Consider the following 13,163-nt stretch of genomic DNA (forward strand, 5'->3'; position numbering starts at 1 on the left):
CGAGGTTCGGCCACGAGTGAAGCCTAGTGAATCGTCCTCGTCGTGTCGGTCGGGTCGGACGAAAGTCGCTGGGCGAGCCAGATCGGCGCGACCGAGACGACGATCATGACGACCGCGACCACGTTGACGATCGGCGCCTGGCCGGGACGGAACAGGTTGGTCAGGATCCAGACCGGCAAGGTGGTGACACCCGGGCCGGCGGCGAAGGTCGTCACGATGATCTCGTCGAAGCTGAGCGCGAACGCCAGCAGCCCGCCGGCCAGCAGCGCCGAGCGCAGCTGGGGGAGCGTGATCAGCCGGAAGGTGGTCCACATCCCGGCACCCAGGTCGGCGGAGGCCTCCTCGAGGTTGCCGCCCATCCTCCGCAACCGCGCCTGCACGTTGTTGAAGACGGTCACGATGCAGAACGTCGCGTGGGCCACCACGAGCGTGAAGAACCCCAGACGTACGCCGAGGATCGAGGAGAACGCGTTGGACAGCGCGATCCCGGTGACGATGCCGGGCAGGGCGATCGGGAGCACGACCAGCAGGTTGACGGTCTCCTTCCCGAAGAAGGCGTAGCGCTGCATCGCCAGGCCGAGCAGGGTGCCGAGAGCGAGTGCCATCACGGTCGCGCACGCGGCCACGGTCAGCGAGGTGAGGATCGCGTCGTGGGCTCCCGGGTTCACCGCCGCGCGCTGCCACCACTGGGTGGTGAAGCCGCTGGGCGGCCAGGTGAGAGCCTGGGAGGTGTTGAACGAGTTCACCACGACCAGGGCGAGCGGTGCGTAGAGCATGGCGAGCACCAGGCCGGTGATCACGGCCAGCAGGCGCCGCGTCGATCTCGAGATGGTCATAGGTTCTCCAGAGCTCCGGTGCGGCGGACCAGCGCCAGGTAGATCATGATCACGAAGATCGGGATCAGTGCGATCGCGGCGGCCAGCGGCAGGTTGGAGCCCGAGTTGATGTAGACGAGGTTGCCGAGCATCTGGTTCGCGCCGCCGACGATGTTGACCGTGATGTAGTCGCCCATGGTCAGCGAGAACGAGAAGATCGAGCCCGCGACCAGGCCCGGGACCACGAGCGGCAGCACCACCGTGCGGAACGTCAGGGCCGGGCGGGCACCGAGGTCACCGGCGGCGTCGAGCAGCGAGTCCGGGACACGTTCGTAGGCCGCGTAGACCGGCAGGATGACGTACGGAAGCCAGATGTACGCCTGGGTGAGCACGATCGCAGTGAGGCCGAATCCCGGTGTGCCGAGACCGACCAGGCCGCCGGCCCAGTCCAGCAGCCCGCCGTTGGACAGCAGCGAGCGCCAGGCGAGCGCCTTGACCAGGTAGGACGCCCACAGCGGCATCAAGAACGCGATCACCAGCAGATGGCGGGAACGCCGCGAGGCGACCTTGGCCATGTAGAAGCCGACCGGGAGCGCGATGAGGCAGTCGATGAGGGTCACCAGGAGAGCCACCCCGATGGTGCGCAGGGTGACGGTCCGGTAGAGCGCCTGGCCGGTGATCTCGCGGATGTTGTCGAGGGTGAAGGTGCGCTCGAGCTCGTTGGTGAAGGAGTCGATCGTCCAGAAGGCCGTCACCAGCAACGCGGCGAGGGCGACGACGTAGACGAGCACCAGCCAGGTGAGGGGTGCGGCCAGCAGGAGGCCGAGGCGGATCCCCGGCCTCCTGCTGAGCGTGCTGCTGACAGAGCTCAAGGTCACCCCTTGATCTCTGCCCAGGCCTTGGTCCAGTCCTGGTAGTCGGTGCACTTCACGTCGGTCCGGCCGTCCAGGCACTTCTCGATCGGCGTGTTCCAGAACCAGATCTGCTCGGCGTACTCCTCATCGCCGGCGTGGAAGGTCTCGCAGTGACCCTCGGAGGCGAACTCGCAGGCCTTGTCCGAGTTGGGGGCTTCACCGAAGTACTCCGTCGCCTGGGCGTTGATCTCCGGGTCGGAGATGTGGTTGAGCCAGGCGTAGGCGCAGTTCGGGGACTTCGCCTTCGAGGAGATCATCCAGGTGTCGTTCCACCCGGTCGCGCCCTCGGACGGGAGGATCGCCTCGACCGAGGCCTTCTTCGGGTCGATCAGGTTGGCGATCACCTGCCAGGTGGTGCCGACCACGGTATCGCCGGTCTCGAAGGAGGCCTGAGTCTTGGTGTAGTCCGACCAGTACTCACCGACCGAGGCCCGCTGCGACTTGAGCAGGTCGACGGCCGCGGCGAGCTGCTTCTCGTCGAGCGAGTAGGGGTTCTCGATGCCGAGGTCGGGCTGGTGCGCCATCAGGTAGACCGCGGCGTCGGCGATGTAGATCGGCGAGTCGTACGCGGTGACCTGGCCCTTGTGCTTCGGCGCGTCCTCGAAGACCGCCTTCCACGAGGTCGGGGCGGGCGCGACGTCATCGGTGTTGTACATCAGCAGGTTCGCGCCGTAGCCGTGCGGGACGCCGTAGTTCTTGTCGTCCACGGTGTTCCACTCGCGGTCCTTGAGGAAGTCGTAGATGCCCTCGTAGTTCGGGATCAGGTCGGTGTTGACCTCGGCCGCCTCGCCCGCCGCGATCATGCGCAGGGTGAGGTCACCGGAGGCGGCAACGACGTCGTACTCGCCCGACTTGGCCAGGTTGAAGGCCTCGTCGGAGGTGCCGTAGACCTTCGCGGTGACCTGACAGCCGGTCTCCTCCTCGAAGCCGGAGACCCAGTCGACCTCGGGGTCGGTCGAGCCGTCCTCGACGTAGCCTGGCCAGGCCAGGATCGTGACCTCGCCCTCGTTCTCGCCGAGCTCTTCGACCGCTCCGGTCGAGGAGTCGCCGTCGTCACCGCCACAGGCGCTGAGCGTGATCAGGGACAGGGCCGCGAGAGCGCCGCCGATGGTGCGCCTGGCGGCGCGTGTGGTTGGGATGTTTCGCATGATCAACCTCTCTGGTTTCGTTGGCTCATCGGTGTTGCACGGCACGGGACGAATCGGTGCCCAGGGGGACCAGGTCGCCCGGCGACCAGGAGGCGACCACACGGTCGCCCCGAGACTCTGGTTCGGCGGCATCCGGGTGCAGCGAGCCACGGCTCTGCTCGAGGGCGACCAGCCTGGTGCCGTCCTCGAGCTCGATGTGGACCCGATGCCCGGTGCCGATGTAGATGGACTCGGTGATCACCCCGGCGGCGGCCATCGCGCCGACGGGGGCGCCCACGGTCTCCGGCGACAGCAGGATCTTCTCGGGGCGCAGCGCGAAGGCGCCGTCCATCTTCAGCATCCGCTTCGACGCCTGCTCGTCGAAGACGTTGGAGGTGCCGACGAAGTCGGCGACGTACTGCGAGGTGGGCCGCTCGTAGATCTCCTTCGGCGTGCCCAGCTGGACGATCTGGCCGCTGTCGAAGACCGCGATCCGGTCGCTGAGGGTGAGCGCCTCCTCCTGGTCGTGGGTGACGAAGACGAAGGTGATCCCCAGCTCGCGCTGGATCTGCTTGAGCTCGACCTGCATCTGCTCACGGAGCTTGAGGTCGAGCGCGCCGAGCGGCTCGTCGAGGAGGAGCACCCGAGGACGTACGACGATCGCGCGAGCAAGTGCCACCCGCTGTCGCTGCCCGCCGGAGAGCTCGGTCGGCTTCCGGTTCGCGACGTGGCCCAGGCGGACCATCTCCAGGGCCTGACGTGCCCGGGAGCTGCGCTCGGCCTTCGGGACGCCACGTACGCGCAGGCCGTACGCCACGTTCTCGAGCACGTTGAAGTGCGGGAAGAGGGCGTAGTCCTGGAAGACGGTGGTGACGTCGCGGTCGAAGGGCGCCAGGGCGGTGACGTCCTCGCTGCCGAGGCGGATGGTGCCGGAGTCGGCGTGCTCGAAGCCGGCGATCAGGCGCAGCACCGTCGTCTTCCCGGAGCCGGACGGCCCGAGCATCGAGAAGAACTCACCATCGCCGATGGTCAGGTCGAGGGCATCGACAGCCATCACGTCGCCGTAGGCCTTGGTCACGGCTTCGAGCTTGATCTGCGGAGATTCGGTCGGTCCCATTGTTGAATCATATGGAACCAGATCTTAGATTTTAAAGGGTATCTGCGTAAGTTCTTTGTAAACCCACTCGAAGGAGGAGCCCGATCGTGGCCAACGCCCGTGCGACGACCTCGCGCGCCCGGTCGGCGATCTTCGCGCCGATCGGCGACGAAGGCAGAGCCGTACGTGTCGAGAACCGGCTGGCGGAGGCGATCCGCTCGGGCGTGCTCGCCGACGGTGACCGGCTCCCGAGTGAGCTCGAGCTCGCCCAGATGCTGGGTGTGGCGACGGTGACCGCCCGGGAGGCCCTGGTCTCGCTGCGGGCACAGGGCCTGGTGGTGACGACCCGTGGTCGCGGGGGAGGCTCCTTCGTGCGCGCGCCCGATCCTGGCGACATCGTGAAGGGCCGGCTGGCGACCATGTCGCGCGTGGAGCTGCGCGACCGGGCCAGCCTCTATCAGGTGGTGCTGACCGGCTGTGCCGAGCTCGCGGCCGAACGAGCGGCCCCCGACGAGGTCGAGGATCTCCAGGACCTGCTGATCCCACTTGGTGGGGACGACGTCGGCCGGTGGCGCGACGCCGAGAGCGAGCTCTATCTCTCCGTGGCGGCCCTGACCCAGTCGGCGCGGCTCACCCGGGAGGTGGTGCGACAGGAGGCCGACTTCGGTACGTTGCTGCGAGTGCCACTGAGCGAGTCGGACTTCCGTCACGCCTCCGCCGCGCGGCACCGGGCGCTCGTCGCCGCGCTGGAGGCGGGAGATGTCGCCGCGGCGCGGGGGAGCGTACGCGACCACGTGACCCACGCCGTTGAACGTCTGACCGAGATCCATGAGGTGGTACGACCATGAACATCGATGCGTCGGCCGCCTGTGCTGCCCGGATCGAGCAGCACTTCGGTTCGATCCTCACCGAGCTCGAGCGAGTGCGCACCGAAGTCGGTGCCCTCTTCGCCGCGGGACCGGTCACCTCGGACGCGTTGATCGCACAGGTCGAGAAGGGGACGCTGGCCTTCCTCCAGGACCCGAACCTCCTGGGCGGCGGGTTCGTTGTCGCACCGGACGCGCTCGCCGACCGGCGGCTCTATCTGGCCTGGTGGCAGGGCCCGGGCCGGGACTTCCTCGGCGAGGCGGAGGTGCCGGCGACGGGGGAGGCCATCGACTACACGCGTCAGCCGTGGTTCCGGGTGCCGGAGCGCACCGGCGAGCTCTACGTCGCCGGCCCCTACGTCGACTTCATCTGCGCCGACGAGTACGTCCTGACGACCACGCTGCCGGTCTACGCGGGCGGCCGGCTGGTCGGCGTCGCGGGCGCCGACAGCTCGGTCGAGACCCTGGAGACGATGCTGCTGCCCGGCCTGCGCGAGGTCGGCGCGACGTTGATCAACTCGCACGGCCGGGTCGTGGTCTCGGCCGACCCGCACCTGGCCACCGGCGAGGCCCTGAACCCCGTCCCCGAAGAGGCCCGTGCCGGGCGGCTGCTGTCAGTGGTCCGGCCCTCTGCGGACGGTCCTGGCGAGCAGATGACACTCGCCGGCTGGCCCTCCTGAAGCTCTCTCGTCCCGACGGCGTGGCCGGAAATCTTTCTACGTCAACCAGTTTCGTGGACGTTGCGGCGGAGATATTGCTGTTGTGGGTACGCTGTCGCCGTGACTGCACCTGAGATCGAGGCCACCGACCGTAAAATCCTCCAGCTTCTCGCGGAGGACGGTCGGATGTCCTACACAGACCTGGGCAAGGCGACCGGCCTGTCGACCTCGGCGGTGCATCAGCGCGTCAAGCGGCTCGAGCAGCGTGGTCTGATCACCGGCTACGGCGCCACCGTCAACTACGCCGCGATCGGCGTGCCGCTGACCGCGTTCGTGGCGGTGCAGCCCATGGACCCCTCCCAGCCCGACGACACCCCTGAGCGGGTGGCCGACCTCCACGAGGTCGAGGCCTGCTGGTCCATCGCCGGTGTCGAGTCCTACATGCTCAAGGTGCGCGTCGCCACGCCCGAGGCGCTCGAGGAGCTGCTCGGCCGGATCCGCTCGGTCGCCAACGTGTCCACGCGCACCACGATCGCGATGTACACCTACTACGAGAACCGCCCCACCATGACGCACTGAGACCCGGCGCCACGGCGCCGGGTCCAGTCACGCTCGGGTCACTCCCCGTGCGTACGCCACCACTCCTGGCCCGACTCGGGCAGGTTGTGGATCGGGTCGTAGTACTCGTAGGTCCTGGTCAGCGCCTCGGAGTCCGAGGCCTCGATCGAGGTGCGGTAGTTCTTGGTCCAGTAGGAGATGCCGCGCTCGGTGTCGTAGTCAGCGATCTGGTGGACCCAGCGCTTGCCGACGAAAGGTACGTCGCACACGATGCGCGGGGTGGCGAACCCGGGCAGGTAGCCCATGATGTCGTGCTGCAGCCGCTGCGCGTCGGCGACCGAGACCCGCCAGTGCTCGCTGAACGGGATCATGTCGCACATGTAGAAGTAGTAGGGCATGATCTGCGCGCCGTCGAGCAGACGGAAGCTCAGGTCGAGCAGGCTGTGACTGTCGGCGTTGACGCCGGCCAGCAGCACGCCCTGGTTGCGTACGTCGCGAACCCCGGCCGCCAGCAGCGCCTTGGACGCCTCGGCGACCAGCGGAGTGACCGAGTTGGCGTGGTTGGCGTGGGTGTGGATCGCCAGCGAGACGCCGCGCTCGCGGGCGATGGTGGTCACCCGGTTCATCCCCTCCAGGAGCGGCTCCTGGAGCCAGTGCTGGGGAAGACCGACCAGGCCCTTGGTGGCCAGCCGGATGTCGCGGATGTTGTCGATCGCCATCAGCTTGGTGAGGAAGTCCTCCAGCCGCGGCCAGGGCAGGTTGGCGACGTCGCCGCCGGAGACCACCACGTCGCGCACCTGCGGGGTGTTGCGGAGGTACTCGAGCATCGCCTCGTGGCGGTCGACCGGCTTGCCGGTGAGCTTGAGCTTGTCGATGACCGGGGTCGAGTTGCCGACCAGGTCCATCCGGGTGCAGTGGCCGCAGTACTGCGGGCAGGTGGAGAGCAGCTCGGCGAGCACCTTCGTCGGGTAGCGGTGGGTCAGCCCCTCGGCGACCCACATGTCGTGCTCGTGCAGCGAGTCACGGCTCGCCTGCGGGTGTGACGGCCAGTCGGTGCGGCGGTCGGAGAAGACCGGGATCATGTAGTGCCGGATCGGGTCTGCGTAGAACGCCGCGGTGAACTCTTCGCCGGCCGCCGCGCCCGAGGGCACCATCGTGTTGACCATCTGCGGCGGCACCAGCATCGACATCGTCGCCCGCTCGGCCATGTCGCGCTCGAGGTCGGCGTAGAACCGCTCGTCGAGGAGGTCGCCCATCAGGGCGCGCATCTGGCGGACGTTCTTGATGCAGTTGACGCGCTGCCACTGCACGTCGCGCCACTGCTCCTCGGTGATGTCGGCCCACCCCGGGAACCGGGTCCAGTCGGGTTCGACCAGCTCTACGCGCTGGTAGGCGTAGGGCTGTCCGTCTCGACTGCGCCGATCGCCTCGGGCTTCGCTTCGGCGGTTAGGCTCGATGGTTGACGTCATGTCCCCCACCATAGCGGGAGATCCTGCGGCATCTGCAACCGTCAGCCGCAATTCTTCCCGCAACCGCTGGTAGGGTCCGCCGTGAGATGGACGCAAGGAGGCGTACGACGATGACCACTTCTGACCCGACTGGCCTGCACCGAGTGCTCGATGAGCCGGTGGGCGGCTCGTTGCCGCTGCCGCAGGCCGCCCGGAGACTCGACACCCGCACGACCTTGTGGCCCGACGAGGTGCGGATCCGGGTGGAGCGTCTGAACCTCGACGCCGCCTCGTTCCGGCAGCTCGAGTCCGCGCACGACGGCGACGGAGAGGCCGTACGCCGCGAGGTGCTCGACATCGTCGCCGAGCGCGGAAAGATGCAGAACCCGGTGACCGGGTCGGGCGGCATGCTCGTCGGCGTCGTCGAGGAGGTCGGACCTGAGTCACCGCTGGGGCTGAAGGTCGGGGACCGGGTCGCGACGCTGGTGTCGCTGACCCTGACGCCGCTGGTGATCGAGGACGGGCTCGCCGGCTGGGGCGGTGACTCCGAGCAGGTGCCGTGCGACGGCTACGCCATCCTCTTCGGCCGCTCGATCGCGGCCGTCCTGCCCGACGACCTCGCCCCCGAGCTCGCCCTGTCGGTGATGGACGTGTGCGGTGCTCCGGCGCTGACCCGCCGGGTCGTCTCGGAGCGCTACGCCGGCGGCGTCGTCGCCGTGATCGGTGGCGGCGGCAAGTCCGGATCGCTCTCGCTCGCTGCTGCTCGTGACGCGGGCGCGGGCCACCTGATCGGCATCGTCCCGACCGAGTCCGAGGCGTCGCGACTTCGCGAGGCAGACCTGGCCGACGAGGTCGTGGTCGCCGACGCGCGCAACCCGGTGGCGCTGCGCGACGCGGTCGCCAAGGCCGGCGGACCTGCCGACGTCACCGTGGTCTGCGTCGACGTACCCGGCTGCGAGGGCGGCGCCATCCTCGCCACCGCCGACCGGGGCACCGTCATCTTCTTCTCGATGGCGACCTCGTTCTCCGCTGCCGCGCTCGGTGCCGAGGGTGTCGCCGCCGACGTCGCGATGCTCGTCGGCAACGGCTACGTCCCCGGGCACGCCGCCTACGCCCTGGATCTTATCCGCGCCAATGCCGGGGTCCGGGCACTGTTCGAAGGAAGACTGGAACTGTGAGACTCGAACTGGACCCACGCACGATCGCCCAGGCCCGCGCGCTGGCAGTCAAGGTCGGCGACCCGATCGTCGAGATGGCCAAGAAGCACACTACGGTCGCCGTCGAGCGAGCGACGCTGCGGCTGGCCGGGCTCGCCGGCGCCGATCCGGACGGCACCCCGTGGGTGAACCACCTGGTCGACGCGGTGCGCGCCGACATCGGGCTGGAGCACGGCGTAGCGCTGCCGGTGTGGCAGGCGCTGGCCGCCCACGGCAACGACCTCTCGCGGCTCGCGGAGGAGGCCGCCGCCGGTCAGGTGACGTTCCACCTGCCCGAGGGCGCCGAGGCCGAGCTGGCCGCGAAGCACGCCCGCGAGGCGGTCGGGGTCGGCATCGCCCGTCTCGACGCCAGCCGGGTGGCGCGTGAGCGGATGATCGCCGAGATCGGCGACGCACCCCGCAAGCCGTGGATCTACCTGATCGTCGCGACCGGCGACATCTACGAGGACATCCCGCAGGCGCAGGCAGCCGCGCGCGAGGGCGCCGACATCATCGCGGTGATCCGCTCGACCGGCCAGTCGCTCCTCGACTATGTGCCCGAGGGCGCCACCAGGGAGGGGTTCGCCGGGACGTACGCGACCCAGGAGAACTTCCGGCTGATGCGCGCGGCCCTCGACGAGACCTCCCGAGAGCTCGGCCGCTACGTGCGGCTCACCAACTACGCGAGCGGGCTGTGCATGCCCGAGATCGCCGCGCTGGCGGGCATGGAGCGTCTCGACATGATGCTCAACGACTCGATGTACGGGATCCTGTTCCGCGACATCAACCCGGTGCGTACGTTCGTCGATCAGCGGCTCTCGCGCCAGATCCACGCGCGGGCGGGGATCATCATCAACACCGGCGAGGACAACTACCTCACCACCGCCGACGCGGTCGAGGCCGCGCACACCGTCACCACGAGCCAGCTGCTCAACGAGTACTTCGCCAAGGAGGCCGGCCTCGAGGACTGGCAGCTGGGCCTGGGCCACGCGTTCGAGATCAACCCCGACGTACCGGACTCGTTCCGTCTCGAGCTCGCGCACGCGCTGTTGGCGAAGACGATCTTCCCGGACGCCCCGCTGAAGTGGATGCCCCCGACCCGGCACATGACCGGCGACATCTTCAAGGGCTACCTGCTCGACGGGTTCTTCAACCTGGCCGGCGCGATGACCGACCAGGGCATCCTGCTGGTCGGGATGATGACCGAGGCCGTGGTGACGCCGTGGATCTCCGACCGCGACCTCGCCCTGCAGAACGTCCGGTACGTCATGGACGCGGCCGGTCGCCTCGGCGAGGACTTCCACCCGGCCCCCGACGGGTTCATCGCCAACCGGGCGCGCGAGGTCCTGGGGGAGTCGATCGACCTTCTCGGGAAGATCATCGACGAGCCCAACGGGCTCTTGGACGCGATCGCCGACGGCACCTTCGGTCTGATGAAGCGCCCCGCCGACGCCGGCAAGGGCCTCGAGGGTGTGGCCGTGAAGTCCGAGGCGTACTACAACCCCGCGAGCACCATCTTGGAGGGCGAGGAATGACCCAAGAGAATAGGCACCTGATCAGGCCGTACGGCGACACCACCGGTGACGGGATGGTGCAGCTCTCCTTCACGTTGCCGATCAAGCACAGCAAGGTCGCCGACGGCGCCGCGCTGCAGCTGGCCAACAAGATGGGCATGGAGCCGGCGATGGTCGTCCACTCCAAGCCGATGGGCGACGACTTCACCTTCTTCGTCGTCTACGGGCAGGTGAACCATCTCGTCGACACCGACAAGGTGCAGGTCGTCGAACGTGACTTCCCGCTGCTGACACCGAAGGAGGCCAACGCGGTGATCAAGGAGTCGCTGCGACGCCCGATGGTCGTCGTCGGCGCCTGCATCGGCACCGACGCCCACACCGTCGGTATCGACGCGATCCTCAACATCAAGGGGTTCGCCGGGGAGAAGGGGCTGGAGTACTACAAGGAGATCGAGGTCGTGAACCTCGGTGCCCAGGTCTCGGTGCCGTCCCTGGTCGAGGCTGCCGTCACCCGGCGTGCCGACGCCGTGCTCGTCTCCCAGGTCGTCACCCAGCGTGACGCGCACCTGCTCAACACCCGGGAGATGTCGGCGGCGTTCCGTGAGGCCTATCCGGCGGGGGAGCGGCCGCTCCTGGTCGCCGGTGGTCCACGATTCGACGAGTCGATGACTTCCGAGCTCGGTGTCGACCGCATCTTCGGCCGCGGCACCACCCCTGCCGAGGTCGCCTCCTACCTCGTCCACCGCACCACCTCGAAGGAGCCCGCGGCATGAGCAGCCCCGAGATCGGCACCAAGGTCGTCCACCGCCGCTATGTGCCCTACTCCCACGCCCACTACGCCGGGAACCTGGTCGACGGGGCCTACAGCCTGGGGCTGTTCGGCGACGTCGCGACCGAGATGTGCATCCTCACCGACGGCGACGAGGGTCTGTTCGCCTCCTACGACGACGTGCAGTTCAAGGCACCTGTGCGCGCCGGCGACGTCCTGGAGATCACCTGCGAGCTGATCAAGGCCGGGGCCCGGTCCCGGGTGATGGAGTTCGCCGTGTACGTCGTGGCCCGAGGAGCCGCGACCGAGGCCCGTCCTGGCGCCGCTGAGCTCCTGGGGGAGCCACTCCTGGCCACCTCCGCGCGCGGTACAGTCGTCGTTCCGTGAGAGCCGTAACGTGTACGCGAAGGCGACACGCCGAAGTTCCTCGATAATTCGTCACTTTCTCGCGCTCCACAGGCTGTGGTTGACCTGCGAAAACATGCGTTTCCCCAGGTCAGGGCCGTGTTGACTTCTGTGGATCCAGCGGGTGAGGGTGGCAACGTTCGCCCATGCAGAGTTGCGGTCGGCGGACCGGCGCTCGACGAATCGGGTCGGGGGGTGTCGAGCCAGGCATGCCTTCGACGCGTTTTCGTGGGCGCGGTCAACGGCCGCGAGGGCAACGCGGGAGGGCCAAGGCGCCCTTAGACAACGATCGTCCCCCTGCCTCCAGCAGGGATCGGAACGGCCCGAAGAACGTCTTGCTCCTCCCGCGCTCTGTCTTCTGTGATCGCCTCACCATCGCGCTGTCCCGCTCGTTCGGGATCTTGGGATCAACCGGCGGGCGGATATCCTGTGATCTCCACCCCCATTCCTTGACAAGGCCGGCGTACGTGACGAACGAGCAGCTTCCACCCTGGACCGAGATCGGCCGGGCGGTGATGGTCATCCCGACCTACAACGAGGCGGAGAACCTCGCCTGGATCGTCGGACGGCTGCGAAAGGCGCAGCCACGCGTCGATGTGCTGATCGTCGATGACGGTTCCCCCGACGGAACCGGCACGATCGCCAACGAGCTGGCCGACAACGACGACCAGATCCACGTGCTGCACCGCACCGAGAAGGCCGGTCTGGGGGCTGCGTACCTGCACGGCTTCGGATGGGCCCTCGAGCAGGGCTACGACGTCGTGGGGGAGATGGACGCCGACGGCTCGCACCAGCCCGAGGAGCTCCACCTGCTGCTCGAGGCGGTCAGCTCCGCCGACCTGGTGATCGGAGCCCGCTGGATCCGCGGCGGCTCGGTGGTCAACTGGCCGCTGTCACGACGCGTGCTGTCGGTCGGCGGCAACTTCTACGTCCGACTCCTGCTCGGCATCGGCGTCCACGACGCCACCGCGGGCTACCGCCTCTTCCGGCGTACGACGCTGGAGAAGCTGCAGCTGAGCAGCGTCGAGTCGACCGGCTATGTCTTCCAGACCGAGATGGTGACGCGCACGCTGCGGGCCGGCCTCACGGTGAAGGAAGTCCCGATCCAGTTCATCGAGCGGGTCCGGGGCGAGTCGAAGATGAGCCCTGCGGTCGCCGCCGAGTCGATGCGTCGGGTGACCCGGTGGGGCCTGTCCGAACGCCGCGACCAGCTGCTCCGCCTGCTGCGCCGATTCGGGCTGGACCGCTTCGTGGGAGGCCGACGATGACGACGCGTCGCCGCCGGTTCTCCTGGGTGCTGGTGCTGCTGTTCCTGGTGATGCCGCTGGCCGAGCTGTTCGTGCTCATCCAGGTCGGCCAGGTCATCGGCGTGTGGTGGACGATCCTGCTGCTGGTCGCCGACTCGATCTTCGGCGCCTGGCTGATGCGCCGCGAGGGCTCCCGAGCCTGGTCCGCGCTGTCCACGGCACTGTCCTCGGGCAAGCTCCCGTCCAACGAGATCGCCGACGGCGCGCTGATCCTGCTCGGTGGCGCGCTGATGCTCAGCCCCGGGTTCGTGACCGACGTCTTCGGCATCGTGCTGATCCTGCCGTTCACCCGGCCGTTCTTCCGCCGCATCCTGGCCAAGGTCGTGCAGAAGCGCTTGGTGACCGCCGCGATGCCCTCCACGTTCGGTGCTGCAGCCAGGCCGCGCAACGACGACATCGTCACCGGCGAGGTCATCGACAAGGACAACCTGGCCTGAGGATCTGGTCCCAGATACGCCGATGGCGGCCCTCCAACTGGAGGGCCGCCAT

General features: G+C 68.3%; 14 protein-coding genes. 9 read left to right on the plus strand and 5 right to left on the minus strand.

Annotation, left to right across the window (positions count from 1 at the left end; all coding sequences use genetic code 11):
- Positions 1-23: 23 nt before the first annotated feature.
- From ACFWQC_RS22660 to ACFWQC_RS22675, 4 genes are read right to left on the minus strand one after another with little or no spacing between them, the layout of a single operon-like run.
- The gene (locus ACFWQC_RS22660) at positions 24-836 is read right to left on the minus strand and encodes an ABC transporter permease (RefSeq protein WP_378683214.1); all 813 of its coding nucleotides are present in this window, start codon (positions 834-836) and stop codon (positions 24-26) included.
- A complete protein-coding gene (locus ACFWQC_RS22665) occupies positions 833-1,693 on the minus strand; it encodes an ABC transporter permease (protein ID WP_378683216.1) in 861 nt (286 codons plus the stop codon). Before ACFWQC_RS22665 ends, ACFWQC_RS22660 begins: the two co-directional genes overlap by 4 nt.
- A complete protein-coding gene (locus tag ACFWQC_RS22670; RefSeq protein ID WP_378683219.1) occupies positions 1,690-2,877 on the minus strand; it encodes an extracellular solute-binding protein in 1,188 nt (395 codons plus the stop codon). The genes ACFWQC_RS22665 and ACFWQC_RS22670 overlap by 4 nt, the downstream gene beginning before the upstream one ends.
- A 25-nt stretch (positions 2,878-2,902) precedes the next feature.
- Positions 2,903-3,973: an ABC transporter ATP-binding protein gene (locus ACFWQC_RS22675; protein WP_378683222.1), complete on the minus strand. Its 1,071-nt coding sequence runs from the start codon at positions 3,971-3,973 to the stop codon at positions 2,903-2,905.
- Positions 3,974-4,059: 86 nt separating this feature from the next.
- On the opposite strand from ACFWQC_RS22675, the gene ACFWQC_RS22680 reads away from it, so the two are divergent.
- The 3 genes from ACFWQC_RS22680 (at position 4,060) to ACFWQC_RS22690 (ending at position 6,056) form a co-directional block, all read left to right on the plus strand.
- Entirely contained in the window at positions 4,060-4,800 is a 741-nt protein-coding gene (locus ACFWQC_RS22680) for a FadR/GntR family transcriptional regulator (protein ID WP_378683225.1), read from the plus strand.
- Positions 4,797-5,498, plus strand: coding sequence for a cache domain-containing protein (locus ACFWQC_RS22685; protein WP_378683228.1), 702 nt, complete (start codon positions 4,797-4,799; stop codon positions 5,496-5,498). Before ACFWQC_RS22680 ends, ACFWQC_RS22685 begins: the two co-directional genes overlap by 4 nt.
- 114 nt (positions 5,499-5,612) lie before the next feature.
- Entirely contained in the window at positions 5,613-6,056 is a 444-nt protein-coding gene (locus ACFWQC_RS22690; RefSeq protein WP_355020057.1) for an Lrp/AsnC family transcriptional regulator, read from the plus strand.
- Positions 6,057-6,094: 38 nt separating this feature from the next.
- On the opposite strand, the gene ACFWQC_RS22695 is transcribed toward ACFWQC_RS22690, so the two are convergent.
- Positions 6,095-7,504, minus strand: coding sequence for a KamA family radical SAM protein (locus ACFWQC_RS22695; RefSeq protein ID WP_378683231.1), 1,410 nt, complete (start codon positions 7,502-7,504; stop codon positions 6,095-6,097).
- A gap of 110 nt (positions 7,505-7,614) precedes the next feature.
- On the opposite strand from ACFWQC_RS22695, the gene ACFWQC_RS22700 reads away from it, so the two are divergent.
- From ACFWQC_RS22700 to ACFWQC_RS22725, 6 genes are all read left to right on the plus strand, one after another.
- Positions 7,615-8,661 carry an L-erythro-3,5-diaminohexanoate dehydrogenase gene (locus ACFWQC_RS22700; RefSeq protein ID WP_378683234.1) on the plus strand — a complete coding sequence of 349 codons (1,047 nt, stop codon included), beginning with the start codon at positions 7,615-7,617 and terminating at the stop codon, positions 8,659-8,661.
- Entirely contained in the window at positions 8,658-10,214 is a 1,557-nt protein-coding gene (locus ACFWQC_RS22705) for a lysine 5,6-aminomutase subunit alpha (RefSeq protein ID WP_378683237.1), read from the plus strand. The genes ACFWQC_RS22700 and ACFWQC_RS22705 overlap by 4 nt, the downstream gene beginning before the upstream one ends.
- Complete coding sequence (locus ACFWQC_RS22710) at positions 10,211-10,966, plus strand: OAM dimerization domain-containing protein (protein ID WP_378683240.1); 756 nt, start codon at positions 10,211-10,213, stop codon at positions 10,964-10,966. Before ACFWQC_RS22705 ends, ACFWQC_RS22710 begins: the two co-directional genes overlap by 4 nt.
- Positions 10,963-11,349: a hotdog domain-containing protein gene (locus tag ACFWQC_RS22715; protein WP_378683243.1), complete on the plus strand. Its 387-nt coding sequence runs from the start codon at positions 10,963-10,965 to the stop codon at positions 11,347-11,349. The genes ACFWQC_RS22710 and ACFWQC_RS22715 overlap by 4 nt, the downstream gene beginning before the upstream one ends.
- A 533-nt stretch (positions 11,350-11,882) precedes the next feature.
- Positions 11,883-12,635, plus strand: a complete 753-nt coding sequence (locus tag ACFWQC_RS22720) for a polyprenol monophosphomannose synthase (protein ID WP_378683251.1) — start codon at positions 11,883-11,885, stop codon at positions 12,633-12,635.
- Positions 12,632-13,111, plus strand: a complete 480-nt coding sequence (locus ACFWQC_RS22725; protein ID WP_378683245.1) for an FxsA family protein — start codon at positions 12,632-12,634, stop codon at positions 13,109-13,111. Before ACFWQC_RS22720 ends, ACFWQC_RS22725 begins: the two co-directional genes overlap by 4 nt.
- Positions 13,112-13,163 lie beyond the last annotated feature (52 nt).

The sequence above is a fragment of the Nocardioides sp. NPDC058538 genome (genome assembly GCF_042719275.1).
GTDB lineage: Bacteria > Actinomycetota > Actinomycetes > Propionibacteriales > Nocardioidaceae > Nocardioides.

Coding starts and splice junctions, on each gene's coding strand:
- ACFWQC_RS22660 (WP_378683214.1), bottom strand. CDS start 836: ATGACCATCTCGAGATCGACGCGGCGCCTGCTGGCCGTGATCACCGGC.
- ACFWQC_RS22670 (WP_378683219.1), bottom strand. CDS start 2,877: ATGCGAAACATCCCAACCACACGCGCCGCCAGGCGCACCATCGGCGGC.
- ACFWQC_RS22675 (WP_378683222.1), bottom strand. CDS start 3,973: ATGGGACCGACCGAATCTCCGCAGATCAAGCTCGAAGCCGTGACCAAG.
- ACFWQC_RS22685 (WP_378683228.1), top strand. CDS start 4,797: ATGAACATCGATGCGTCGGCCGCCTGTGCTGCCCGGATCGAGCAGCAC.
- ACFWQC_RS22695 (WP_378683231.1), bottom strand. CDS start 7,504: ATGACGTCAACCATCGAGCCTAACCGCCGAAGCGAAGCCCGAGGCGAT.
- ACFWQC_RS22700 (WP_378683234.1), top strand. CDS start 7,615: ATGACCACTTCTGACCCGACTGGCCTGCACCGAGTGCTCGATGAGCCG.
- ACFWQC_RS22710 (WP_378683240.1), top strand. CDS start 10,211: ATGACCCAAGAGAATAGGCACCTGATCAGGCCGTACGGCGACACCACC.
- ACFWQC_RS22715 (WP_378683243.1), top strand. CDS start 10,963: ATGAGCAGCCCCGAGATCGGCACCAAGGTCGTCCACCGCCGCTATGTG.
- ACFWQC_RS22720 (WP_378683251.1), top strand. CDS start 11,883: ATGGTCATCCCGACCTACAACGAGGCGGAGAACCTCGCCTGGATCGTC.
- ACFWQC_RS22725 (WP_378683245.1), top strand. CDS start 12,632: ATGACGACGCGTCGCCGCCGGTTCTCCTGGGTGCTGGTGCTGCTGTTC.